Here is a 24045-nt window from a genome sequence, read left to right as displayed (position 1 = left end):
TCACAGGTCACTAAAAGGTGACGGAGAGAACCGGATCACATCCGCGCGCCGTACCAGGAGATGAGGACTCCTTTGCGAAGGGACAACGGGGATGCCGCTCCGATTCGTGGCGTTGCTGGCCGCCGTGGCCGCGCTCGTGCTGGGCTGTGCCGGGCCGGCGTCGGCCGGGGAACTGCAGCAGTCCGACCGCGCCCTGCTGACCCGGCTCAAGCAGCACACGCTGTGGGCCGTGCCGTCGAGCAGGCTCGCCGTCGAGCGGGCCACCAACCGCCGCGTGCGCGCCGTCGCCGTCCGCATCGCCGACGACCAGGCCCGCCTCGACGTCGCCCTGCGCGCCGTCGCCGACCGGCTCGCCGTCACCCTTCCGGGGGAGCCGACCGACCGGGAGCGCGGCTGGGCCGACGAGATCGCCGCCGACTCCGGCGACACGTTCGACCGCGCCTACGTCAACCGCCTCCGCGCCGAGTACGGCACGCTCTTCGGGCTCGCCTCCGACGTCCGCGCGGGCACCCGCGACGACGACGTCCGCGCGTTCGCCCAGACCGCCGTCGACACCTCGCTCGGGCACCTGACCCTGCTCGAGAGCACCGGGCTCGCCGAAACCACGTCCCTGCTCGTCTCCGCCACCGAGGACGACACCCTCGGCGGCGGCGCCATCGCCGCCGGTGCCGTTCTCGTGGCCCTCGCCGCCGTCGCCACGTTCGGCCTGCTCCGCCTGCTCGGAACCCCCGGCAGGACCTCGCCGCGCCCCCGGAGGTAAGCCGCTCCATGTCCCCCCACGCCGCGCTGATCCCGGTGTCGCCGCACGACACCGGGATCGCCGAGGCCGCCACGCTGTCCGGCCGCCTCACCTACCTCTGCATGTGCCTGACGCTGTGCTGGGGCGTCCTCGCCGCGACCGGCTGGGTCCGCCGGTTCAGCGGCCAGGACGCGATCCGCACCGGGCACGTCGTGCTCGCCGCGTTCACCCTCGCCACCGGCACCCTGCACGGGCTGACCTTCCTCTTCCTGGAGGACGACCCGCTCGGCGTCGCCGACCTCCTCCTGCCCTTCTACGACGGCACGCCCCGGCACGCGCTGGGCATCGCCGGCCTCGAGCTCGTCATCGCCGTGTCGGTGACCGCGGCCCTGCGCCGCGGCACCCGCGAAGGCCGCTGGCTGCGGTTCCACCAGGTGGGGTACCTCGCCATCGGCCTGCTCGCCGTGCACGCGTGGCTCGGCGCCATCGCGAGCGGGCACCTCGCCGTCGTCTGGCTGGCCGGCATCACGCTGCTCGTCCCGCCGGTGCTGCTGTCGGTGCTGCGCGTGCTGCCCGCCGAGGCGCTGGCCCGCGTGGGCCTGGTCGCGCGGCCGCCCGCGGGGGACGGCCCGGAGCCGGCCACCGTGCGCGTCGACGTCGACAGCCAGCGCTGTCACGCCTACGGGGTCTGCCAGTCCGAAGCGCCCCAGGTCTTCCAGCTCGGCCAGGACGGGCAGCTCGCCTACGAGAGGCGCCCGGAAGCCCAGCTCGTCCCGAACGTCCAGGCCGCCGCGCGCGCCTGCCCCATGAGAGCCATCCACCTGTTGGGAGCCACCCGATGAGCGAACGCATCGTCATCGCCGGAGCCGGCCTGGCCGGCCTGCGCGCGGCCGAACGGCTGCGCGAACTCGGGTTCGACGGCGAAGTCGTCGTCCTCGGCGCCGAACCCGACATCGCCTACCACCGCCCCGCGCTGTCCAAGCAGCTGCTCACCGGGGCGGTCAGCCGCGCCGACACGCTGCTCGCCGACCCCCTGGAGGTCGACGCCGAATGGCGCTTCGGCACGCCGGTCACCGGGCTCTCGCCGAACCGCCAGGTCGTCCACCTCCGCGACGAAGAACTCCACTACGACGGCCTGATCGTCGCCACCGGCGTCGAACCGCGCCGGATGCCCGGCGCGCCGCACGGCCACCCGCGCGTGGTCGTCGTCCGCACCCTCTCCGACACGATCGCCCTCCAGCGCGCCCTCGCCTCCAACCCGGGCCCGGTCGCCGTGATCGGCGATGGCTTCATCGGCTGCGAAGTCGCCTCCAGCCTGCGCGAGATGAACCGCGAGGTCGTCCTCTTCGGACGGCAGCGCGCCCTCCTGGCCGACGTCCTCGGGCCCGACATCGGCGACTGGCTCACGGCGCTGCACACCGCCCGCGGCGTCCACCTCGAACTCGGCACCACGATCCGCCGCTGGCGGCCCGCGCCCACGCACGTCGGTCTCGAGTTCGCCGACGGCCGCGCCCTCGAGGCCGCCTGCGTCGTGGTCGCGGTCGGCAGCGTTCCGGCGGTGTCCTGGCTGCGCGGCGCCAAGCTGCCGCTCGACGACGGCGTCGTCTGCGCGCCGACCTGCCACGTGGTCGGCTCGTCGACGATCGTCGCGGCCGGCGACGTCGCCCGCTGGCCCAACCTCCGCTTCGACAGCGCACCGCACCGGGAGGAGCACTGGCTCAACGCCGTGGAGATGAGCCGCGCGGCCGCCGAGAACCTCCTGGCCGGGCCGCAGGGGGCCCCGGCCTACACGCCGGTGCCGCGCTACTGGTCCGAGCAGCACGGCGTCCGGATCCAGGTCGCCGGCCGGCCGTCGCTGGCCACCGACACGGTGCTGCTGGAGTCCCCGGTCCCGGGCACCCGGCCGATCACCGGCTTCGTCCGCCAGGGCCGGCTCGTCGGCCTGATCGGCCTCGACAGCCCGGCCGCCGTCCTGCACTGGACCGCGGAACTGGCCCGCCAGCACCCGGCGCCCGCCGAGTCCCCGCCCCCGGCCCGGCCCCGCCGCCGCAGCGAGGCGGTGGCCGGTCACTGAGCCGCGCTGGGCTACGATCCAGCCTGCGGACGAGCTGGCAGGGCGGTCGCGGGCCGGGGCGACCCGGCCCGAGGAAAGTCCGGACTCCGCAGGGCAGGGTGGTTGCTAACGGCAACCCGGGGCGACCCGCGGGAAAGTGCCACAGAAAACAGACCGCCCCCGCCTCGGCGGGGGTAAGGGTGAAACGGTGGTGTAAGAGACCACCAGCGTCCCGGGCGACCGGGACGGCTAGGTAAACCCCACCCGGAGCAAGGCCAAGAGGGAGCGCGAGCTCCTGCGCAGGCGTTCGAGGACGGCCCGTCCGAGCCTGCGGGTAGGCCGCTGGAGCCTGCCGGCGACGGCAGGCCGAGATGGATGGCCGCCGCCCCGCGAGCCGCAAGGCGACCGGGGAACAGGATCCGGCTTACATGCCAGCTCGTCCGCCCACCCCGTGATCAAAGGGCCAACACGCGTGTTTAGAGGGTCGACACGCGTGCTTGAAGGGTCGACACGCGTGTTTGGAGGGTCGACACGGCGGGACCCGCAGCCGAAGCCGTGTCGTCGCTTCAATCACGCGTGTCGACCTCCTGATCACGCGTGTCGACTGCTCAATCACGGGTGATGACCCTTCCTGCACGCCGAAGCGTGGTTCCGTCGCGTGGTTACCCGGTAGTAGGGTGCGGGCATGGCGGGTGACGAGCAGCGGTTCAAGTCGGCTTTCGATTCCTTGCACGCCTTCGTGTACTTCGTGCCCGAAGCCGAGGCCGCGCTCACCGGGATCGGGCTGCGGCCGGGCCGGATGCCGTACTTCGCGAGCCGGTCGGCGGCCATGGGGGCCGTCGGGCCGGAGGTCGTCGCGGCCACCTTCTACAACTTCAACCCCGAGGTCGTCGCCCGGGTGATCCCGCGCGCCTGGACCCTGGCGACGCCGGAGCAGGTCCTCGACGCGCGGCTCGAAGCCGTCGACAAGGCGCTGACCCGCCTGCTCGGCGACCACGTCAAGAGCGACGAAGTCGCCGAGGCCGCCGAACTCGCGCGCGAAGCGAGCCGGGGGTGCACCGGCGAAGGACGTCCCCTCTACGCCGCGCACGCCGGACTGGCCTGGCCGGGGGAGCCGCACCTGGTGCTCTGGCACGCCATCACGCTGCTGCGCGAGTACCGCGGCGACGGCCACATCGCCGCCCTCGTCCTCGAAGGGCTCGACGGCCTCGAAGCCCTCGTCACCCACAGCGCCACCGGACGCGGGTTCAACCTCGCCGCCGCGAAGCTCACCCGCGGCTGGAGCGACGAGCAGTGGGCCGCGGCCGAGAGCCGGTTGGCGGACCGCGGGGTCCTCGACGCCGACGGCGTGCTGACCGACGGGGGCGCCGCGCTGCGCGACCGCATCGAAGCGGCCACCGAAACCGCCGCGCGACGGCCGTGGGACCACCTGGGCCCCGAGCGGACCGCCCGGCTCGAGGAGCTGTGCCGCGGTCTCAGCCGTCGCGTCATCGACGCGGGCGCCTTCCCGGACGGCGTCTTCGCCCTCGGCAGGCCCTGAACACCGGTCAAGATCACGCTATGTAGTGAAAAAGTTGTGAAGTATCGGGCGCCCCGTGACGGACAGCACTCGCGGTCAAGATCGACATGGCCGCCGACCGGCGGACGGCTGTCACAGAGCGGACTCGCGGGACACGGCCGTTCGTGTCATGCAACACTGTTCCAGGCCGCACAACGGCCACAGTGTCAGTACCCACAGTGAGCAAATCCCGGGCAATGGGGTGAGTTCGTCAGCACACTGAGAAGTATGGGTGGCCGGGGTTCAACCCGAGGGCCCTTGCCGCGATGATGGTGGGCGTGGAGATTTCGGGTGCCGCGCGCACCACGACGGTTGACAAGCCAGCCGGTCTCTACGCTGCGCACTTTGACCACTACCCCTCGTAGCCCCCATGATGTTGTTCGAAGCACCGCCTGAGCCAGAACCGCGCGGCCCCCACCGCGCACCGGGAGTATCGCGATGATGACCTTGACCACCCTCGACACGCTGGCGGCCGGCGAACTGGGCACGGGCAACGTGCGCCAGTGGCTGCTCGACAACGTCATCCCCCTGGTGCTGCTGGCCGTCGCACTCCTGCTCCTGTGGCTGGGCGGCGGCAAGGGCGACAACGCCGGTGTCATGCGCCGGCTCGCCGGCGTGGTCATCGCGCTCGCCATCATCGGTCTCGCGGTCAGCGGCGCGGGCGTGAACGTGGGCCAGTGGATCGCCGGCCTGTTCACCGGCTGAGGCGGCCCACGTGCGCATCAGGACCGACGACGAGGTTTACCGGGTCGACGCCGTGTGGCTCGGCCCGCCGAAAGCGACTTTTCCCTGGAGAGCCCGGTACGTCGCCTGGCTCATCGGCATCCCGACCTTCTTCCTCGTGCTCGGCGTCGAACGCTGGGCAGGGTGGAGCTTCGGGTTCTTCTCGACGGCGTGGGCGTTCGTCGCCACCATCGTGATCACCCGGCTGCTCACCGCCAAGATCAGCCACGAGCGCCCGCTCGGGGCCGTGGTCGCGATGGCCGGGCGCGAGCTGAACACCCCCAGAGAGGTGACCACGGGCACCGGGGGCGCGGTCAGCGCCAGCCGCGTCCGGGTCCGGGCCGAGCGCCCGCTGCCGAAGCACAAGCGGAGGCGGCAGTACCAGCACCACGGCGGCCCGCCGGGGGCAGCCTTCACCCAGGGAGCACCACGAGCGCGCCGGAGCCGGGGCAACCCGGCTCGGGCCGGGAGGTAGTCGTTGTTCGGTCGCGGCGGTAGCCGAGGAAAACGGGGTCGGGACACCCACTCGGGCGCATGGCAACCGCCCGAGCAGGTCCGCGCGTCGCGGAACGGCTCGGGGAACAAGGCGCGCCTGCCCGGTGAGCAGGCGATTCCCGCGTATACCCCGTCGATCGCGGTGCGAAGCATCGACGGGCACCTGGTCCGCACCGGCGTCGAGGTCTACGCCTGGTACCGGCTGGCGCCGCAGCGCTGGTCGTTCCGCTCGGACTCCCAGCGGCGCGACCTGATCGCGGCCATCGCCGGCCAGTACGCCGAGCTGCAGGGCCGCTGGCTGCACCTGCGCGTGACGAACCGCCCGTACCCGATCCGGATGTGGGCCGAGGCGCACGTCTACAACGCCCACGGCCGCCCGGCCGACGTCCCCGGCGCCATGTCGTTCGACGACTACCTGATCGGCGAACAGCAGCAGCTGATGGGCCGCTCGATGGCCGAAAAAGAGGTCTACCTGGGCGTCCAGGTGCAGACCCGGCGGATGGTCGACCGCGCGGTCGAGCGGGCCGCGCCGGTGCTGCGCAAGATCCTGCCCGAGGCCGTCGACGCCGAGCTGACCGCGCTGGACTCCGAGGTCGAGCACCTCGACCAGGTCATCGGCAGCGCCGGGCTGGAAGGCCGTCCGGTGCACGCCGAGGAGATGTCCTGGCTGATGCACCGCTCGTGCTCGCTGGGCCTGCCCGCGCCGCGGAACATGCCCGCCGTGCCGGGCGCGGCCTGGGAGCCGGAGGACCTGGCCAGCTTCACCGACGCCGCCGACTACTACGCCGAGCCGTACGCGCCGACGGTGACAGTCCGCGGCCGCACCGGCTCCAACGCCGGCGTCTCGCGGCACCTGGCCATCCTGACCGTCGGGCAGATGCACGGCCTGCAGATCCCCGAGGTCGACGACCCGTGGATCCAGCACGCCGACCGCCTGCCCGCCGCGGTCGAGGTGTCCGCGCGCATCTACGTCCGGCGGCCCGAAGAGGTCGCCGGCGAGCTGCAGCGGCAGATGAACAAGGTCCGCTCGCAGGTCAAGCACTACACCGACGAGCATGAGCTCGAGCCGCCGCAGTCGCTGTCCCGGCAGGCCGGGCGGGTGCTGGAGATCGACGATGAGATGACGTCGGGCTTCACCGCGCTGGCCACCCGCGTGCGGTCCTGGTGGCGGCTGGCGGTGTCCGGCCCGACCGAGCGCGACGCGCTGCGCCTGGCCCAGCAGCTGCTCGACCTGTACAAGCCGAAGATCGCCATCGAGCACCCCGAGGCCCAGTACGCGATGGCCCGGGAGTTCATCCCTGGCGAGCCCCTCGCCTCGGCGGCGTACATGCGCCGCGGGTCGGTGGTCTGGGCGTCCTCGGCGGTCCCGACGGCGACCGCGGAGGTCGGCGACCGCCGCGGCATCCTGCTCGGCGAGACGTGCACGGCGACCCGCCGCCCGGTCGCCTGGGACCCCTGGATGGCCCAGGAGATCCGCGACGGCTCCGGCCTCACCGCGATGGTGGCCGGCCTGGGTGGTGGTAAGTCGTTCCTCGGCGGCGGCATCGTCTACAAGACGCTGCGCGCGGGGGCGAACTGGACGATCCTCGACCCGTCGGGCCCGCTGTCGCGGCTGTGCGACCTGCCGGAGCTGCGCCCCTACGCGCGGCCGATCAACCTGCTCAACGCCCAGCCGGGGATCCTCAACCCGTACCGGGTGGTCGCCGAGCCGCTGATCGAGCACTTCATGGACGAGGACGACCCCGAGCGGTCCTGGCGCCGCGAGAAGGCCCTCGCGGGCGCGACCCGGCGACGTCTGGTGCTGGACGTCCTGACCGGTGTCCTGCCGTACGAGGTGTCCCGGATGGCGCAGACGCGGATCGTGCTGCTGCGCGCGGTGAGGGCCGTCGGCGGCCGGTTCGACGCCGATCCCGGCCAGGTAATCGATGCGCTCCGGCGGGATTCGTCGGAACACCACGAGCACGCGGGCGTCGTCGCGGACTTCCTCGACGAGATGCGCGAGCGCATGGCGCTGCTCATCCCGGAGACGGACGCGGACCCGTACTCGGAGACCCGCGACGACCGGCTCACCGTTCTGACGATGGCCGGGCTGACCCTGCCGAAGGACGGCGTCCCCCGCGAGTACTGGACGGACGCGGAGTCCCTGGGCGTCGAGATGCTGAACCTGGCGGCGTGGCTGACTCAGCGGTCGGTGTACGAGAAGCCGAAGGAGATGCGCAAGGGCGTCTGGATCGACGAGGCGTTCTTCCTCTCCGAGGTGCCCACGGGCCGCGTGCTGATGAACCGCTTCGCGCGTGACTCGCGCAAATGGAACGTCCGCGTGCTGCTGTCGTCCCAGATCCCGGCGGACTTCCTGAAGATCCAGGGGTTCGTGGCCCTGCTGGACTCGGTGTTCGTCGGCCGTCTCGACGACGACGACGCCCAGGCGGACGCCCTCAGGTTGCTGAAGGTGCCGGTCGGCGTCGGGTACGAGCAGGTCGTGGCGGCGCTCGGACGCCGTCCCGGAGCGCAGCGGGGCCTGGAGCGGGACGTCGAGCCCCGCCAGTTCATCTTCGGTGACGGCGCAGGAGGCGTGGAGCGCATCCGCGTCGACTTCTCCGGCCCCCACCTGGACCACCTGCGGGCGGTCATGGACACGACCCCGGGTTCGAAGGACGCGGCGCCGTCCCGCCGCCCGGGCAACGAGCTGGCGCTGCCGGCGGAGGAGAAGAAGCCGTACGTCGCCGTGCCCCCGGAGGACGACATCGAGCTGGAGCAGGACTTCGAGCTGGCGGCGGAACTGGAGGTCGGCCTGGCCGACGAGAACCTCCTCGGCGCACCGGACCCGCTGGCGTCCGAGACGGGCGAAGTGGAGGGCGGGGTCCAGCCGTCCAACGGGCAGCAGCAACACGCCCGCTCAGGTGGGAAGGGCGGCACCGGCCGGGACGCCGCATGAACGCGGCCCGGGAACGAGGCGTGCGCGCGGACGCGGGCCCCGGCCGCCGGGTCGCGGGCCGCCGCTCCGAGGCCGGTTCCGGTGCGGCCACGGGGGGTGCGGCATGAACACCCTGCTGACGTTGGCGGTGCTGCTGACGCTGGCCGCCGGGTGGCACGCCGTGAAGCGCCGCATCAAGGAAGGCCCGCCGGCCCGGCGCGTGCCGAGCCGCAAGGCGACCATGTTCGCCGTCATGCTCGTCCTCGGCCTGCAGGCCATCGCCACGGCCCCCGCGGCCAGCGCGGCGGCGTGCGGCGAGGCGCCGAACCCGGAACGCCCGGGTGCCGGGATGGTCGGCGCGATCGACCCGCCGGAGGGCCACGGCGAGCCGAACAGCGCCTACATCGACTACGGCTACGCGGGCATGGTCTGGAACACCTTCGAGACCAACTGCTCGGCCGTGAACCTCACCCCGCCGGGGTCCACTTTGGACACCTGGGGTGGGAACCAGCTGTTCAACCTGGGCAAGAACATCGTCGGCGCGACCAACTCGCTGCACTACACGGTGCTCGAGGGCGGCCTGCTGAACCCGATCTACAACGCGGTGAAGTCGGGCGCCGAGAAGGTCTACAACAACATCTACGCCCAGCTGTTCGGCCTGGTCGCGCTGATCCTGTCGATCATGATGTTCCGCAACATCTGGCGCGGCGACCTGGCCGCGGTCAGCAAACGGGCGCTCTACGCGCTGGCCGGGGTGTGGCTGGCGGCGTCGTCGCTGGCGATGCTGCGGTACTTCGACCCGATCGACAAAGCGATCGTCCAGACCACGACGAACATCCAGGCGGGGTTCGTCGACGAGAGCGGCGACCGGATCGTCCGCGACATCCTGCCGACCCAGCTCCACACGCAGATCGTCTACAACAACTGGCTGCGCGGGGAGTTCGGCACGCCGACGGCGCCGCAGGCCGAGCAGTTCGGCAAGCCGTTGCTCGACGCCCAGGCGTTCACCCGCAACCAGCTCGTGAACGGGGACGACGGCAACCAGTCCGTCATCGACGGCAAGAAGAACGCCTACAAGGACATCTCCACCAAGCTCGGCCCCGCCACCGGCTACTTCACCGGCGAGGCCGGTGGCCGCACCGGTGCCGGCTTCCTCTCCCTGGGCCAAGCCCTCGTCTACTCGCTCTTCCAGCTCCTGGCCAAGGCCAGCGTCCTGCTCGCCCAGGTCCTCATCCGCCTCTTCGCCCTCACCGCGCCGCTCATCGGCCTGGTCGCCCTGCTGCACCCGGAGATCCTGCGCCGCGTGCTCAAGGTCGCCGGCGGGGTGGCCTTCAACCTCGTCGTCCTCTCCGTGCTCGCCGGGGTGCACGCCCTGCTGCTGCAAGCCATCTTCGACGCCGGCAACTCGCTGAACATGCTCACGCAGATGGTGCTCGCCGGGCTCATCACCGTGCTGCTGTTCATGGTCGGGCGGCCGGTGCGCCGGCTGTGGCAGATGGTCGAGATGTCGGTCAGCATGGTCGGCGCCGCGGTGCCGTCGCCCGGCGGCGGGATCTTCTCCCGGTTCCGGCGCAACAAGAACGGCCCGACCCCGCAGGACGAGTTCTGGCAGAACGTCCGCGACACCGACGACGTCGTCGACGGCGAGCAGCGCGGCCCGCTCGGGGCGACCGCCGGCGGTGGCCGGTTCCGGCCGGAAGCCACCATCTTCGCCAACGCCCAGCGCCTCGACAACGGCTCCCACGCCTCCCGCCCGGCCGCCGCCTGGTCCGGCGCGTGGCCGGGGGCCGTCGGCGGGGGCGGGTCCGCGGGCGCGCTGCCGGCGGGCGGACGTCCCGGCGCCCCGGTGTTCGGCCAGTACAACCCGGCCAACGGCGACGGCGGCGACTACGTCGTCGTCGGCGCGGGCGGCCGTCCGACGACGCGGGAGGAGAGCCGGCGCGTCGACACCTCGCCGGTGGCCGACCGGCGCTGGAGCGACGAGCCCGAGCCCGTCGTCGTGCCGTCCGACCTGCGGCCGCCCGAGTCCAGCTTCAGCGACTACGCGCCGCGGACGCCGGGTGTGCGCGCTCAGCCGCGGCGCGTGGACCCCGAAGTCGTCGCCGGCAAGCCGGTGTTCGTGCTCTACCGGCCGTCGCGGGGCATCGAAGTCCGCGAGGAGCCGCGGGACACCGACCAAGTGCTGGGGCGGTGATCGATGCCGATCCGCACCAACCGCGGCCGCGCCGCGGTCTACCGGCGCCTGTGGGGCTGGCCGCTGCGCTCGCCGCGCCACCTCGTCGGCGCGCTCGTGTTCCTGGCCATCCTCATCACCGCGCTGGGCATCGTGCTGCCGAAGGTGATCGGCAAACCACAGGCCAAGGCGTCCCCGGGCGGCCCGGGGACGACCACCTCGGCGACGGCGACCCCGCCGGGGGTCGCGGCGCCGGTCCCGACGTCGAACCTGCCGACGCGGCTGTCCACGCCGCTCGCCACCCCCACCCCGACGGCGCCGAACGCCGACGCGATCCGCGTCGCCAAGGAGTGGGCCGCGGCCTGGGTGAGGCACCCGGCCGGCATCACCTCCGAGCAGTGGCTCGCGCAGCTGAAGCCGTACACCACCGAGGAGTACCTGCCGGTGATGTCGACGGTCGACCCGTCGAACATCCCGGCGTCGAAGGTCACCGGTGAGCCGGTCGTCGGCACGTCCTACCCGAGCTCGGTGCAGCTGACCATCCCGACCGACGGGCCGAAGCTGGCCATCACGGTGGTGAGTACCAACGCCGGCTGGCGGGTCGCCGACTACGACCAGGCGAGCTGACCGTGCGGCGCCTGGGGTTGTGGCTGGGGCTGGTCGTGTTCGTCGCGATCGGTGCCCTGGTCGTGACCGCGGTCGCCGCCAAGGTCGTCGTCGACAACCAGCAGGCGCAGGCCCGGGGCGTCAACCTGATGAGCTGCGACGCCTCGGTCGGGCCGACGCAGCCCGGCCAGGGTGATCGCGGCACGGTCGACGCGTCGAAGCTGGACGAGGAGCAGCGCGGCATCGTCGCGCTGATCATCTCGATCGGCAAGCAGCGGACGCTCGCGCCGCGCGCGTGGCAGGTCGCGATCCAGGCCGGCATGACCGAATCCGGCCTGCACAACCTCACCTACGGTGACCGCGACTCCCAGGGCATCTTCCAGATGCGGCCGTCGATGGGCTGGGGATCGGTCGCCGAGGTGACGAACCCGACGTACGCGGTCAACAAGTTCTACGACGTCCTCCTCGCGGTGCCGGACTGGGAGAACAAGCGGCCCGGCGACGCGGCGCAGGCGGTGGAGCGTTCGGGTTTCCCGGACCGCTACCACAAGTGGGAGCCGATGGCGGCGACGCTGGTCGAGACGGTCGGCCAGGTCGTCGACGTCGTCGCCTGCGGCACCGGCCTGGGTGCACTGCTGCCGCCGAGCCAGGCGGCCGGGCAGGCGATCAGTTTCGCGCTGGGCGAGCAGGGCAAGCCGTATGTGTGGGGCGCCACGGGCCCGGATTCCTACGACTGTTCGGGCCTGATGCTGCGCGCGTACGAGTCGGCGGGGATCATCCTGCCGCGGGTCTCGCGCGACCAGTACCACGCCGGCGCGTACCTGCCGGTGCGTGACGCGCAGCCCGGTGACCTGCTGTTCCTCGCCACCGACCCGGCGGACCCGTCCTCCATCCACCACGTGATGATGTACCTGGGGGACAACAAGATCGTCGAGGCGCAGCAGACGGGTGTCCCGGTGCACACCCGGGCCTTCTCGTTCGACGAGCGCGAACTCGTGCCGCAGGCGGTCCGCCCCGGCGTTTAGCATGGGTTGCGAGGGCCTGGACACCGATCGCACCGACGTCGCGGCCGCTTCCACGAGCAGGTGGCCGCGTACTGGCAGAGGATGAGCACGTGGGACGCAAATTCGGCAGGAGGGGCAAGCCCGGAGCGGGCGAGCCCCGGGACCCGGCGGCGCTGTTCGGCGCGCCTCAGCCGCCCCGGCAGAGCGCGCGTCCCGTGTCCAGCACCCCGCTCGCCGACCAGCTGGGCCAGGGCTACCCGGGGGTCGACGCGGGGTACGTGGTGTTGCCGCGGTCGCTGGCCGAGGGTATGTCGCTGCCGTGGCAGCACCAGATGGCGGCGTTGCTGGCCCAGTTCCACGCGGAGAACGCGGGCCTGGCGTGGCCGATCTACCGGGTGGTGCCATCGCGCTACGAGAAGCTGGCGGACCTCGACGAGGAACAGCTCGCCGAGGCGGGCTACCTGGTGGAGATGGACGCGGACGGCGAGATGGTCTACCGGGAGAGGAGCGGGCGGAAGGTCCCGGACCCGGAGAACACGTCGGTCCTGGTGTCGTGCCTGGACCCGATCCCCAAGCCGGCAGCGCGACCCGCACCCCCGGCGGCGTCCCCGTCCGGCTCGGCGGCGGCCCCGGCCCCGATGAACATCGGCCCGGCCCCGGTGTGGCGGACGGTGCCCCACCCCCCGCCGGCCCAGGCGGTACCGGGGACACCGGAGCAGCAGGTGCCGGGGGCGTGGGCGCGGCCGGGTTCGTCCGGTGGCGGGGCGCCGGTTCCGCCGGAGTGGTCGCTGACGGCCGAGCCGGACCTGCCGGGCCCGGTGAAGGCCCCGACCCCGCCCCGCCATGCGGCGCCGGAGGTTCCTGCTTCGCCGGATGCGGTCACTTCTGCGCCTGAGCCGGTTGCTGCTGAGGAACGCCCGTCGGTGGCTGAGGCCGTGCAGGCTCAGGGGGCTCGCCCTGGGGCTGAGCCTGTGAATGCGCCGGAGACCGTCGCCTCGGCGCCCCGGGAATCCGAGCGGCCTGAGGGTGCCGTCCCGGCGGGTGAATCGCGGCCAGACAGCGCGACGGCAGCGCCGCAGGACGTGGAGCAGCCGGAGACTGCGGTGGCGCCACCCGGTGAACCTGAGGATCAGGCTGCCGGGTCGGTTTCGGCCGAGGCGGGGGATGCGAGTCAGTCCGGGGCGGCTGAAGCGGTTTCTGACCAGCAGGAAGTTGCCGCACCGGCATTGCGAGAGGCGGAGGCAGCCGGATCGGTATCCGCCGGAGCGGCATCGGAGGAGGCCGCCCGCCCGGAGTCGGTCGAACCTGCGGCCGAATCGGTGCCGTCGAACGAGCCCCAGACCGAGGCGGCACCCATGCCCGCCGAGTCGCAGGCAGGCGAAGCAGACCGGATCGAGCCGGACGTTCCCAGCCCGGCGGAACAGAAGCCGGACCATCCGGTCGAGAGTGCGCCGGCTGTGCCGCAGGAAGCGCACTCGGCTGGTCAGCAGCCGCAGCCGCCGGTCGGGGTGCAGCCTGCCGCGGAATCGCAGACGGCGCCCGAGGCCCCCCAACCGACAGCCCCTCCGGAAGCGGAGTCGCAGCCGAGGGCCGCCTCAGAGGTGGAGTCGCATGCCGAACCGTCGGCATCCGCTGCGGTTTCGCCGCCGACGGCCGCCTCGGAGTCGGAGTCGCCCGCCGAACCGCCGGCACCCGCAGCCGTTCCACAGCCGACGGCGCAGACTGGCGCCCAACAGCCTGCCGAATCGCAGGCCGCACCGGAGGTCGCTCAGCCAAGCGCTGCCTCGGCCGATGCCTCCCAGCCGACCTCACCGGAGGCACCGGCTCCGATGATCGGCGCCCATCTGCCCAAGCCGCCCTGGGGGCCTGCCTCGCTGCCGGGCACCACGCCCGCGCAGGGCAGCGGCGCGGCCGGCTCCCAGACGACACCCGGCCGCTCGGTGCAAGGCCCGGTCGATTCCCCAATGGCGCCCGGCGCTGCTCCGGTGCCCAGCTCGGCGCAGACTGGTTCCCCAGCGGTTTCCGGCACTCCGGCCGCCGGCCCGGCGCAAAGTCCGGGTGGTTTCCCCGTTTCGCCCGGCGCTCCGGCCACCGGTCCGGCGCAAGGTCTGGCTGCTTCCCCCGCTGCGCCTGGCGCTCCGGTCGCCGGTCCGGCGCAAAGCCCGGCAGGTTCCCCAGCGGCACCCAGCACCCCGGCCGTCGGCCCGGCCCAAGGGGTGCCCGGCTCCCCAGCGGTACCCAGCACGCCGGCGCCCGGCGCGACGCAGAGTCCGACGGGTGCCTCAGCGGCACCCGGGGCTCCGGCGCAGAGCCCAGCGCCCAGCAGCACCCCGGCCGTCGGTCCGGCGCAGAGTCCGGCAGCGCCCAGCACCCCGGCGACCGGTCCGGCGCAGAGTCCGGCAGTGCCCAGCACCCCGGCGACCGGTCCGGCGCAGAGTCCGGCAGTGCCCAGCACCCCGGCGACCGGTCCGGCGCAGAGTCCGGCAGTGCCCAGCACCCCGGCCACCGGACCGGCGCAGAGCCCGGCAGCACCCAGCACTCCAACCCCAGGCCCAATCAGCCCCCCAGCCCCACCCAGCCGGCCCCAAAACCCCAAGCCGGTCTTCCCCGGCCCGGAATCCACCCCCCAGCCGTTCCCGGCCCGCCACGCGGCCCCGGCCCGCCCGGTCTTCCCGGGCCCCGGGACCATGCCGCCCGTTCCGCCGCCGGCGGCGAACGCCCGTCCCGTCTTCCCCGGGCGGGACACCCCGCTCCCGCAGCCCTCTCGCCAGGAACCCGAAACTCCTCCTCGCGGCACCCCGCGTGGCTGGTTCGACGAATTCACCGAACAGAAAGAGCCCGAAGAACCGCAGGACTTCGGGCCCACCGGGCAGCCGACCGAGATCCCCTACCGGTACAAGCGCTGAAAAACCGGCGCTCGGGTGCGAACCTAGGACCATGTCCAAAGACCCGAACCCGGACCAGGGGTGGTACTACAACACCCGCACCCACCAGGTCGAGCACCTCGAACGCAGCCGCAGCGTCGATCTGCTCGGCCCGTACCCCGACGAGGCCACCGCCCGGCGCGCCCTCGAGATCGCCCGGGAGCGCACCCGGCGGGCCGATGCCGAGGACGACGACTAGACCGTCAACCGCGGGCTCAGCACGAACTCCGGGTCCACCTGCGCGGCGAGGTCGGCGCCGGCCCAGGCCGCCGCGTTGCGCAGGTGGAACTCGACCGCCTGGCGCTGGTAGCGGGCCCAATCGCGCTCTTCCGCGTCGACCGCCGCGCGCATCGTGGCCAGCGTGGCCAGGTTGATCGGCTCGAGCTCCGCGATCGGGCGGGCCGTTCCGCGCTCGGCCGCCCGTACGTGCCCGGATGCCGAAAGCCACCCCAGCAGCGCCGCGCCGACCTGGTCCTGCAGGAACTCGACGTCCTCCGCGTCCGTCACCTTGTTGCCCACCACCACGAGCCGGACGCCGAAGTCGCGCGCGTAGTCCGCGTACTGGCGGTACACGCCCACGCTCCGCACCGTCGGCTCGCAGACCAGGAACGTCACGTCGAACCGGGTGAACAGGCCCGAAGCGAACGCGTCCGCGCCCGCCGTCATGTCCATCACGACGTATTCGCCGTCGATGTCGACCAGGTGGTTCAGCAGCAGCTCCGCCGCCCCCACCTTCGAGTGATAGCACTTGACGCCGAGGTCGTCCTCGTCGAACTGGCCGGTGACGCCCAGCCGGACGCCGCCCAGCTGGCGGAAGCACGCCGCGAAGACCGGGTTGTCCTCGAACGGCCGGACCAGCCGCGAGCCGCGGCCGGGCGGGGTCGTCTTGATCATCGACGCCGCGTCCGGGATCCGCGGGTTGTCGCCGCGCAGGTAGTCCTTGATCAGCGCCATGTTGTCGCCCAGCGTCGGCCAGGCGAGCGCTTCCTCCTCGGTCGCGCCGAGGGCCACCGCCAGGTGCTGGTTGATGTCGGCGTCGATGGCCAGCACCGGCAGGCCGGCGTCGGCGAGGTACGCCACGAACAGCGACGACAGCGTGGTCTTGCCGCTGCCGCCCTTGCCGACGAACGCGATCTTCACGGTCGGGATCCCCTTCTGGTAATGATGACGGTTTTCATTATGCCCAGAGCAACGTACACCCGACCGGCCCGCACCCGATCGGGCGATCTCCGGGCCCGGCGCGGGTTAGGGTTGGGGGGTGCCTCCCCTCGTGATCAGGACACACTCGGCGGGCGGGGACTTCGGCCCCCTGCGTGCCGAGTTTTCGCTGCCGGAGTCGTTCGGGCCCGAGGTGCTGGCCGAGGCGGAGGCGGCGGTCCTCGACCCGCTGGCCAGCGCCGGCCCCCGCGAGGACGCGACCGACCTGCCGTTCGTCACCATCGACCCGCCCGGGTCCAAGGACCTGGACCAGGCGATGGTGGTCGAGAAGACCGCGCACGGCTTCCGCGTGCACTACGCCATCGCCGACCTCGCCGCGTTCATCCCGCCCGGCGGCGCCCTCGACCGCGAATCGCGCCTGCGCGGCCAGACGCTCTACCTGCCCGACGGCAACGTCCCGCTGCACCCGCCGGTGCTCTCCGAAGGCGCGGCCAGTCTGCTGCCCGGCGAGATCCGGCCCGCGGTGCTCTGGACCATCGAGACCGACGACGCCGGCGAGCCGACCGCCACCCGCGTCCGCCGCGCGCTGGTCCGGTCCACCGAGCAGTTCGACTACGAGACGGTGCAGGCCGCCCTCGACGCCGGGAACCCGCACCCGTCGGTCGCCGCGCTGCCGGAACTGGGCCGGCGGCGGCGCGAGCTGGCCGTCCGGCGCGGCGCCGTCGAGCTGCAGCTGCCGGAGCAGGAGATCACCGGCGACCCGGACGGCGGCTGGGTGCTCGCCCGCCGCCCGCGCACCGCCGTCGACGCCTGGAACGCCGAAATCTCGCTGCTCACCGGGATGGCCGCGGCGCGGATCATGCTCGACGCGCGGATCGGCGTTCTGCGCACGCTGCCCGACCCGGAGCCCGAGGCCGTCGACTGGCTGCGCCGCTCGGCCGAAGCGCTCGGCATCGCGTGGGCGCCGGAAGTGACCGTGTCGGAGTTCCTGTCCCGATTGGATCCCGGGCAGCCGGCGTCGATGGCGCTCTACGCCGACACGACCCGGCTGCTGCGCGGCGCGGGCTACACGGCGTTCGACGGCGAACTGCCGTCACTGACGACGCACGCGGGCATCGGCGGCGCGTACGCGCACGTCACGGCCCCGATCCGGCGGCTGGTGGACCGGTTCGCCACCGAGATCTGCCTCGCCGTCTCGGCCGGCCGCGAGGTCCCGGAGTGGGTGCGGGCGGCGCTCGCCGACGTCCCGGAGCGGATGAGCGCGTCGGACGCGCTCGCCGCGAAGGTCGAGCGGGCGTGCATCGACCAGGTCGAGGCGTGGGTGCTGGCCGAGCACGTCGGCGGCGAGTTCAGCGCGGTGGTGCTGCGCGCGGACGAGAACAAGGCGGAGATCCTGGTCGAGGACCCCACGGTGATGGCGAAGTGCGCGGGGGAGCGGCTGACCGCGGGGGAGCGGATCGCGGTCCGGCTGACCGCGGTCGACGTCGAGAAGCGGAAGGTGTCGTTCGAACGCGCATGACGTACCTGGTCGACGATCTCGGCGAACCGGTACCGCTGTCCGGGCCGGCTTCGCGAGTGGTGTCGCTCGTGCCGTCCCTGACCGAAGCGGTCGAGGTCAGCGCCCCTGGACGGCTGGCGGGCGCGACGGACTACTGCACGCATCCGTCCGTTTTGGACGTTCCGCGGGTGGGCGGGTCGAAGTACCCGAAGCTGGACCGCGTGCTCGACCTGGCGCCGGACCTGGTGCTGGCCAACGCGGAGGAGAACCGCCAGGAGGACGTGGAACGGCTGCGCGCCAACGGAATCCCGGTCTGGGTGATGGCCGCGGCGGCGTCGGTGCCCGCGGCGCTCGGCTCGCTGCGCCGGATCCTGACGCAGGCGTACGAGCTCGCCGAGCCGGAGTGGCTGGTGGCGGCGGAAGAGGCCTGGCGCGAGGTCCGGCCGGTGCGTTTCCACGCGGTGGTCCCGGTGTGGCGCAAGCCGTGGATCGTGCTGGGCCGCGACACGTTCGCCGGCGACGTCCTGCGCCGCGTCGGCGTGGCGAACGTGTATGCGACGTCGGAGGAGCGCTACCCGCGCCCGGACATCGAGGAGCTGCGGGCGCACTTCTCGGCGGACGCGGACCTGCTGGTGCTGCCGGACGAGCCGTACCTGTTCACCGAGGAGGACGGCCCGGACCACTTCCCGGACGCGCGGTACGTCCTGGTCTCGGGCCGTCACCTCACGTGGTACGGACCGTCACTCGTCGAGGCGCACGAGGCTCTTACAGCGTCAATCCCGTCAGGACCGTGACGCGCTCCTCGGTGAAGTCCGCCATCGCCGACGCCGGGCCTTCCCGCCCCACACCGGAGTCCTTCACCCCGCCGTACGGCATCTGGTCGGCGCGGAAGCTCGGCACGTCCCCGACGATCACGCCGCCCACGCGAAGGGCCGCCGACACCTCGAACGCCGTCGGGACGTCGCGGGTGAACACCCCGGCCTGCAGCCCGAAGCGCGACGCGTTGATCCGCGAAACGCCCTCCTCCACCGAAGAAACCCGGACCAGCGAAACCACCGGCCCGAACACCTCCTCGGCCATCACCGACGCGTCCTCCGGCACGTCCGCCAGGACCGTGGGCTCGACCGTGGCTCCCGACTGCCCGCCGCCGGTGAGCAACTTCGCGCCGGAAGCAACCGCCGCCGAAACCCACGACGAAACCCGGGAAGCGGCGTCGACGTTGATCAACGGGCCGACGTCGACACCCTCGGTGCGCGGGTCACCCACTCCCAGCGCGCGGACCTGGTCGAGCACCTTCGCGGCCAGCGCGTCGAACACCGAGTCGTGCGCGTACACCCGTTGCACCGAAATGCACGACTGCCCCGCCTGATACATCGCGAACGTCGCGATCCGCTGCGCCGCGAAGTCCAGGTCCGGCCAATCCGGACAGACGAGCACCGCCGCGTTGCCGCCCAGCTCCAGGGCCACGTGCTTGCGGGGCACGCGGTCGCGGATCGCCCAGCCCACCGGGACCGAGCCGGTGAACGACACCACCGGCAGGCGCGGGTCCTCGACCAGGCGGGACGACGTCTCGTTGTCCACCGGCAGGATCGACCACGACCCCGCCGGCAGATCGGTGCCGGCCAGGATTTCGCCCAGCAGCAACGCCGTCAGCGGCGTCGCCGGCGCGGGCTTGAGCACGATCGGCGCGCCCACCGCGATCGCCGGGGCCACCTTGTGCGCCACCAGGTTCAGCGGGAAGTTGAACGGCGTGATGCCCAGCACCGGCCCGCGCGGCACGCGCCGGACCAGCGCCAGCCGGCCGGTGCCGCCCGGGTCCGTGTCGAGCCGCTGCAGCTCGCCCGAGAAGCGGCGGGCCTCCTCGGCCGCCCAGCGGAACGTCGACACCGCGCGCCCCACCTCGCCGCGGGCCCACTTCAGCGGCTTGCCCGACTCCGCCGTGATCAGCGCGGCGATCTCTTCGGACCGCTCACCCAGCGAACGGGACACGTGGTCCAACGCCCCGGCGCGGACGTGCGCGGGCAGCGTCGCGAACTCGTCGGCGACGTCCGCCGCGGCCTGCACCGCGGCTTCGACGTCCGACGGCGAAGGGACGAAGTGGGACCCCGCCTCGGAGCCGTCGAAGGAGTGACGGACGACCGCGGTCGCGCCGCCGGTCACCGCCTTCCCGGCGACCCAGAACGGGAACGTCATGCGCGGGCCTCCGTCCGGACGGCGTGCTCCAGCACCGACAAGCCCTCGTCGAGCAGGTCGTTGGACAGCGCCAGCGGCGGCAGCAGCCGGACGACGTTGCCGTAGGTCCCGCAGGTCAGCACCACCACACCGGCCCGGTGACAGGCCGCCGCGACGCGCTTGGTCAGGTTGGCGTCGGGCTCCGACGTACCGGGCTTCACGAACTCCGCGGCGAGCATCGCGCCGCGCCCGCGGACGTCGCCGATCACGCCGGTCTCGGCGGCCAGCGCCCGCAGCCGCGGCAGCACGGCACCTTCGATGCGCCGGGCCGACGCGGCCAGGTTCTCCGTCTTCATCGTCTCGATCGAGCCGAGCGCCGCCGCGCACGCGATCGGATTGCCGCCGTACGTCCCGCCGAGGCCGCCCGGCGGGACCGCGTCCAGCAGCTCGGCGCGGCCGGTGACGGCGGACAGCGGCAGGCCGCCCGCGATGCCCTTGGCCGTCGCGATCAGGTCCGGCACCACGTCCTCGTCGGTGGACGCGAACCACGAACCGGTGCGGCAGAACCCGGTCTGGACCTCGTCGGCGACGTACACGACGCCGTTTTCGCGGCACCAGGCCGCGATCGCGGGCAGGAAGCCGCGCGCCGGCTCGATGAAGCCGCCCTCGCCCTGGATCGGCTCCAGGACCACCGCGGCCACCTGGTCGCCGCCGATCTGCTTCTCGATCCGGTCGATGGCCAGCGCGGCGGCTTCGGGGCCGGACAGGCCGTCGCGGAACGGGTACGAGCCCGGCACGCGGTAGATCTCGGGCGCGAACGGGCCGAAGCCGTGCTTGTAGGGAATGGACTTCGCGGTCATGCCCATGGTCAGGTTGGTGCGGCCGTGGTAGGCGTGGTCGAACACGACGACGGCCTGACGCCCGGTCGCCGTGCGCGCGATCTTCACGGCGTTCTCGACGGCTTCGGCGCCGGAGTTGAACAGGACGGACTTCTTCGCGTGGTCGCCCGGCGTCAGCTCGGCCAGGGCTTCGCAGACCTCGACGTACCCCTCGTACGGCGTGACCATGAAGCAGGTGTGGGTGAACCAGCAGGCCTGCTTGCGGACGCGGTCGACGACGGCCGGCGCGGAGTGCCCGACGTTCGTCACCGCGATGCCGGAGCCGAAGTCGATCAGGACGTTGCCGTCGGCGTCGGTGAGCAGGCCGCCGCTGGCGGAGGTGACGTAGACGGGCAGCACCGAGCTGACCCCGGCGGCGACGGCAGCGGTGCGGCGTTGCTGCAGCTCGCGCGAGACGGGGCCGGGGATTTCGGTCTGCAGCCTGCGCTGGCGGGGCGCCGGCGCCTGCGGCCCGGCGGTGGTGCTTGCGGTCACGGCGTGCTCCTGGGAAGTCGGGGACGTCCTCAGGATGAGCGGTTACCGGACGGTCGTCAGGTGGCCGTCCTGGACAATTCCGCGCGTACAATTGGCCGTTATGGCACTCACGCTGGCCCGGCTGGCCGCCGAGCGCCCGCTCGGGCTGCGGGTGCTGACCGGCGAAGACGTCCTGGACCGCCCGATCGGCTGGGTCCACCCGACGGAGCTGACCGAGCCCCAGGCGTTCCTCGAAGGCGGCGAGCTGCTGCTCACCACCGGCCTGGCTTTGGACGAAGCGACGTCACCGGCCTACGTCCGGCGGCTCGTGGCCGCCGGGGTCGCGGGCCTCGGCTTCGGCGTCGGGCTCAGCCACGAGTCCGTCCCGCGCTCACTCGTGACGACGGCGGCGTCGGTGGGGCTGCCGGTGCTGGAGGTGCCGCGGAAGACACCGTTCATCGCGATCACCCGGGCCGTGTCGCGCGCGGTGGCGGCCGACGAGTACGCGACGACGGTCCGCATCGGCCGCGCCCAGCAGGAACTGACCCGCACGGCGGTCGGCAAGGGCGGCCCGGCGGGTGTGCTGCGCAAGCTGGCGAAGCTCGTCGACGGCTGGGTGCTGCTCTTCGACCGCACAACCGTCACCGAAGCGGCTCCGGCGAGCGCGCGGACGTACGGCGCTTCGCTGCGCGAAGAGCTGGAGCGGCTGCAGACCGGCACGCGGGTTGTGTCACTGGGGGACGACGAAGTCGTGCTGCAAACGCTGGACACCAGCGCGCGCCGGGTGCTCGCCGTCGGGGCGTCCCTGGACACGGCGGGGCGGCACATCGTCAACACGGCGGTCTCGGTGCTTTCCCTGGCGCTGGAACAGGATCGCGCGCAGGCGGCGGCGCGGGAGGCGTTGCGGACCGGGCTGGTGGAGCTGCTCGTGGGCGGCCAGGCCGAACTGGCCCTGCGGGTGCTGGCCGCTTCCGGGGCCGAGGCGCCGGCCGCGCCGTGGTCGGTGCTGGTGTTCCTCGGCCCGCCCGCGGCCCGGCGCAAGCTGCTCGGGGCCCTGGACGGCGAGCTGTTCGCGGCGCGTTCCGGGGCGTCGGTGGTCGCTTTCGGGCCGGCGAGCGTGGTCGAGCAGGCCGCCGAGGTGGCGGTGCGGATCGGAGGGCTGCACGGCGGGGTGGCGGGCCCGGTCGCCCCACGCGACTTCGCGGCCGGGCTCGAGCAGGCGGGCCTGGCGGCCCAGGCGGCGGAGGCCGAGGGCAAGATCCTCATCTCGGCGGCCGAACACACCGGCCGCGGCCTGCTGTCCTTGATCGACCCGGAGGTGGCCCGCGTCCACGCCGGAAACCTCCTGGCCCCGCTGCGCCGCCACGACGAAACGGGCCGCGGAGACCTGGTGGCGTCGCTGCGCTGCTGGCTGGAACACCACGGCCACTGGGACGTGGCGGCCGCGCGGCTCGGCGTCCACCGGCACACGCTGCGGAACCGGATCACGAAGGCGCAGGAACTGCTGGGCCGCGACCTGGACTCACCGGGCGTCCGCGCGGAACTTTGGGTGGCGCTGCAAACCTGAACACCCCGACGGGCGTCTTCGGGAGGTGACCTGGAAACGCGCGGCTGTCGTGGCTGCCGTCGTCCTGCTCGCGGCGGGCGGGATGGCGTTCCTGCCGTGGACGGCGAACCACTTCGGCTACGCCCTGCCCGGCAACGGCGGGCTCCCCTCGCGCATCCACCACGATGGCCGGGACTACCGCGCCTCCACGAACTGCACCCCCTTCGGCGGCGACGAAACCTCCCTGACCCGGGTCGGCGAGGTGAGCACGCTGTTCGGTCCGGCGCACCCCGTGTTCACGACCCGGCCGGTGCCCGAGGGAACGCCGTTGACGGTGCTCGTGCGGGACAGCCCGGGCTGCTTCGTGCGGTACGCACTGCTGGGCGGTCCCTAAGCCGCAGTCACCAGCACGATCGGCGAATCCCCGCACCGCCGCAGGCCCGGGCCGGGCTCCGCGCCCGCCGACCACCACGCCGGGACGTCCGCCTCCCGCACCAGCGATCCCGTCGGCTGCCGGACGCTGTTCGACACGATCACCCGGCCCTGCGCGTTCAGCAGCGCCGCCCCGCGCCCCAGCGACCGCAGCCGCGGCCGCACCGTCCGCTCGAACTCCCTCACGTACACGTCCGCGCCGACGACCCCCGCGAAAGAATCGCCTCGGAACACCGGGATCGTGAACGTCAGCGTGTACTCGTCGGTGCACAGGTAATCGACGTACGGGCCGTTGATGTGCCGCCGCCCGGTGTCGCGGGGGACCGTGAACCAGGACTGGCGCGTGTAGTCCAGGAAGTTCTCGCTCGCCGGGTCGAGGCTGATGAACAGCTGGGACGGCTCCGAAGACGAGCCCGTCCACCACTCGAAGCCGAATTCCGAGTCGGCCAGCACGCTCGGGGCGCTGACGAACCCCGCGCCGATGATGAGCCCGCCCAGTGCTTCGGTGACCTGCGGGCGGATCCGGTGCAGGGCGGCCGCGGCCGGACTGTCCGCCAGGACCGACTCGGCGGCCGCCAGCAGGGGCTTGAGCCGCTCGAAAACCCCTTCCACCAACGCGGAAACCTGCTCGACGACCTCGTCGCCGGCCAGCGTGCGGGTGTCGTTCACGGTGCTCACCTCGATGCGCGGAGTAGCGG

The 24045-nt window shown here is 72.9% G+C and carries 19 protein-coding genes and 1 other RNA gene; 16 read left to right on the top strand and 4 right to left on the bottom strand.

The window, feature by feature from the left end; genetic code table 11:
- The first annotated feature begins 91 nt into the window (after window positions 1–91).
- From H5965_RS16110 to H5965_RS16050, 12 genes are all read left to right on the top strand, one after another.
- Complete coding sequence (locus H5965_RS16110) at window positions 92–760, top strand: DUF4142 domain-containing protein (RefSeq protein WP_310970680.1); 669 nt, start codon at window positions 92–94, stop codon at window positions 758–760.
- An 8-nt stretch (window positions 761–768) separates the two neighbouring features.
- On the top strand, window positions 769–1581 hold the full coding sequence (locus tag H5965_RS16105; protein WP_310970678.1) for a ferredoxin: 813 nt from the start codon (window positions 769–771) through the stop codon (window positions 1579–1581).
- The gene (locus tag H5965_RS16100; RefSeq protein WP_310970677.1) at window positions 1578–2813 is read left to right on the top strand and encodes an FAD/NAD(P)-binding oxidoreductase; all 1236 of its coding nucleotides are present in this window, start codon (window positions 1578–1580) and stop codon (window positions 2811–2813) included. The genes H5965_RS16105 and H5965_RS16100 overlap by 4 nt, the downstream gene beginning before the upstream one ends.
- A 30-nt stretch (window positions 2814–2843) precedes the next feature.
- An RNA gene (rnpB, locus tag H5965_RS16095) (RNase P RNA component class A) lies at window positions 2844–3235 on the top strand.
- Between the two features lie 242 nt (window positions 3236–3477).
- Complete coding sequence (locus tag H5965_RS16090) at window positions 3478–4332, top strand: SCO6745 family protein (RefSeq protein ID WP_310970676.1); 855 nt, start codon at window positions 3478–3480, stop codon at window positions 4330–4332.
- Window positions 4333–4788: 456 nt separating this feature from the next.
- Window positions 4789–5055 carry a hypothetical protein gene (locus H5965_RS16085; RefSeq protein ID WP_004562703.1) on the top strand — a complete coding sequence of 89 codons (267 nt, stop codon included), beginning with the start codon at window positions 4789–4791 and terminating at the stop codon, window positions 5053–5055.
- Between the two features lie 10 nt (window positions 5056–5065).
- Window positions 5066–5548 carry a hypothetical protein gene (locus tag H5965_RS16080; RefSeq protein WP_310970670.1) on the top strand — a complete coding sequence of 161 codons (483 nt, stop codon included), beginning with the start codon at window positions 5066–5068 and terminating at the stop codon, window positions 5546–5548.
- 3 nt (window positions 5549–5551) lie between these two features.
- Window positions 5552–8503: an ATP-binding protein gene (locus H5965_RS16075; protein WP_310970669.1), complete on the top strand. Its 2952-nt coding sequence runs from the start codon at window positions 5552–5554 to the stop codon at window positions 8501–8503.
- Between the two features lie 103 nt (window positions 8504–8606).
- Window positions 8607–10676 (top strand): magnesium transporter, encoded by a 2070-nt coding sequence (locus H5965_RS16070; protein ID WP_310970667.1) that lies wholly within the window; start codon window positions 8607–8609, stop codon window positions 10674–10676.
- A gap of 3 nt (window positions 10677–10679) precedes the next feature.
- Window positions 10680–11282 carry a hypothetical protein gene (locus tag H5965_RS16065; protein ID WP_310970666.1) on the top strand — a complete coding sequence of 201 codons (603 nt, stop codon included), beginning with the start codon at window positions 10680–10682 and terminating at the stop codon, window positions 11280–11282.
- Between the two features lie 2 nt (window positions 11283–11284).
- Complete coding sequence (locus tag H5965_RS16060) at window positions 11285–12286, top strand: C40 family peptidase (protein WP_310970664.1); 1002 nt, start codon at window positions 11285–11287, stop codon at window positions 12284–12286.
- Between the two features lie 2916 nt (window positions 12287–15202).
- Window positions 15203–15388 (top strand): hypothetical protein, encoded by a 186-nt coding sequence (locus H5965_RS16050; RefSeq protein WP_310970663.1) that lies wholly within the window; start codon window positions 15203–15205, stop codon window positions 15386–15388.
- On the opposite strand, the gene H5965_RS16045 is transcribed toward H5965_RS16050, so the two are convergent.
- Entirely contained in the window at window positions 15385–16329 is a 945-nt protein-coding gene (locus H5965_RS16045) for an AAA family ATPase (RefSeq protein ID WP_310970661.1), read from the bottom strand. The genes H5965_RS16050 and H5965_RS16045 overlap by 4 nt on opposite strands.
- A 130-nt stretch (window positions 16330–16459) precedes the next feature.
- Here H5965_RS16045 and H5965_RS16040 point away from each other — a divergent pair, with 130 nt between their 5' ends.
- Together H5965_RS16040 and H5965_RS16035 are read left to right on the top strand one after the other, a co-directional pair.
- The gene (locus H5965_RS16040; RefSeq protein ID WP_310970660.1) at window positions 16460–17866 is read left to right on the top strand and encodes an RNB domain-containing ribonuclease; all 1407 of its coding nucleotides are present in this window, start codon (window positions 16460–16462) and stop codon (window positions 17864–17866) included.
- On the top strand, window positions 17863–18639 hold the full coding sequence (locus H5965_RS16035; protein WP_310970659.1) for a helical backbone metal receptor: 777 nt from the start codon (window positions 17863–17865) through the stop codon (window positions 18637–18639). Before H5965_RS16040 ends, H5965_RS16035 begins: the two co-directional genes overlap by 4 nt.
- Here H5965_RS16035 and H5965_RS16030 read toward each other — a convergent pair.
- Entirely contained in the window at window positions 18611–20038 is a 1428-nt protein-coding gene (locus H5965_RS16030) for an aldehyde dehydrogenase family protein (protein WP_310970657.1), read from the bottom strand. The genes H5965_RS16035 and H5965_RS16030 overlap by 29 nt on opposite strands.
- Entirely contained in the window at window positions 20035–21390 is a 1356-nt protein-coding gene (gene gabT / locus H5965_RS16025; protein ID WP_310970656.1) for a 4-aminobutyrate--2-oxoglutarate transaminase, read from the bottom strand. Before gabT ends, H5965_RS16030 begins: the two co-directional genes overlap by 4 nt.
- A 100-nt stretch (window positions 21391–21490) precedes the next feature.
- On the opposite strand from gabT, the gene H5965_RS16020 reads away from it, so the two are divergent.
- Complete coding sequence (locus H5965_RS16020) at window positions 21491–22936, top strand: PucR family transcriptional regulator (RefSeq protein WP_310970655.1); 1446 nt, start codon at window positions 21491–21493, stop codon at window positions 22934–22936.
- 25 nt (window positions 22937–22961) lie between these two features.
- Window positions 22962–23309: a hypothetical protein gene (locus H5965_RS16015; RefSeq protein ID WP_310970654.1), complete on the top strand. Its 348-nt coding sequence runs from the start codon at window positions 22962–22964 to the stop codon at window positions 23307–23309.
- Here the strand turns inward: H5965_RS16015 and H5965_RS16010 are convergent.
- Entirely contained in the window at window positions 23306–24016 is a 711-nt protein-coding gene (locus H5965_RS16010) for a cache domain-containing protein (RefSeq protein WP_310970652.1), read from the bottom strand. The genes H5965_RS16015 and H5965_RS16010 overlap by 4 nt on opposite strands.
- Window positions 24017–24045: the final 29 nt, after the last annotated feature.

The organism is Amycolatopsis sp. 505 (assembly GCF_031625235.1).
Classification (GTDB): Bacteria; Actinomycetota; Actinomycetes; order Mycobacteriales; family Pseudonocardiaceae; genus Amycolatopsis.
This window is presented reverse-complemented; position numbering and strand designations above follow the sequence as displayed.

Bases quoted from the DNA above. Each gene is read 5' to 3' on its own strand.
- H5965_RS16110 (WP_310970680.1), top strand. From the start codon at position 92: ATGCCGCTCCGATTCGTGGCGTTGCTGGCCGCCGTGGCCGCGCTCGTG.
- H5965_RS16105 (WP_310970678.1), top strand. From the start codon at position 769: ATGTCCCCCCACGCCGCGCTGATCCCGGTGTCGCCGCACGACACCGGG.
- H5965_RS16100 (WP_310970677.1), top strand. From the start codon at position 1,578: ATGAGCGAACGCATCGTCATCGCCGGAGCCGGCCTGGCCGGCCTGCGC.
- H5965_RS16090 (WP_310970676.1), top strand. From the start codon at position 3,478: ATGGCGGGTGACGAGCAGCGGTTCAAGTCGGCTTTCGATTCCTTGCAC.
- H5965_RS16085 (WP_004562703.1), top strand. From the start codon at position 4,789: ATGATGACCTTGACCACCCTCGACACGCTGGCGGCCGGCGAACTGGGC.
- H5965_RS16070 (WP_310970667.1), top strand. From the start codon at position 8,607: ATGAACACCCTGCTGACGTTGGCGGTGCTGCTGACGCTGGCCGCCGGG.
- H5965_RS16065 (WP_310970666.1), top strand. From the start codon at position 10,680: ATGCCGATCCGCACCAACCGCGGCCGCGCCGCGGTCTACCGGCGCCTG.
- H5965_RS16050 (WP_310970663.1), top strand. From the start codon at position 15,203: ATGTCCAAAGACCCGAACCCGGACCAGGGGTGGTACTACAACACCCGC.
- H5965_RS16035 (WP_310970659.1), top strand. From the start codon at position 17,863: ATGACGTACCTGGTCGACGATCTCGGCGAACCGGTACCGCTGTCCGGG.
- H5965_RS16030 (WP_310970657.1), bottom strand. From the start codon at position 20,038: ATGACGTTCCCGTTCTGGGTCGCCGGGAAGGCGGTGACCGGCGGCGCG.
- H5965_RS16020 (WP_310970655.1), top strand. From the start codon at position 21,491: ATGGCACTCACGCTGGCCCGGCTGGCCGCCGAGCGCCCGCTCGGGCTG.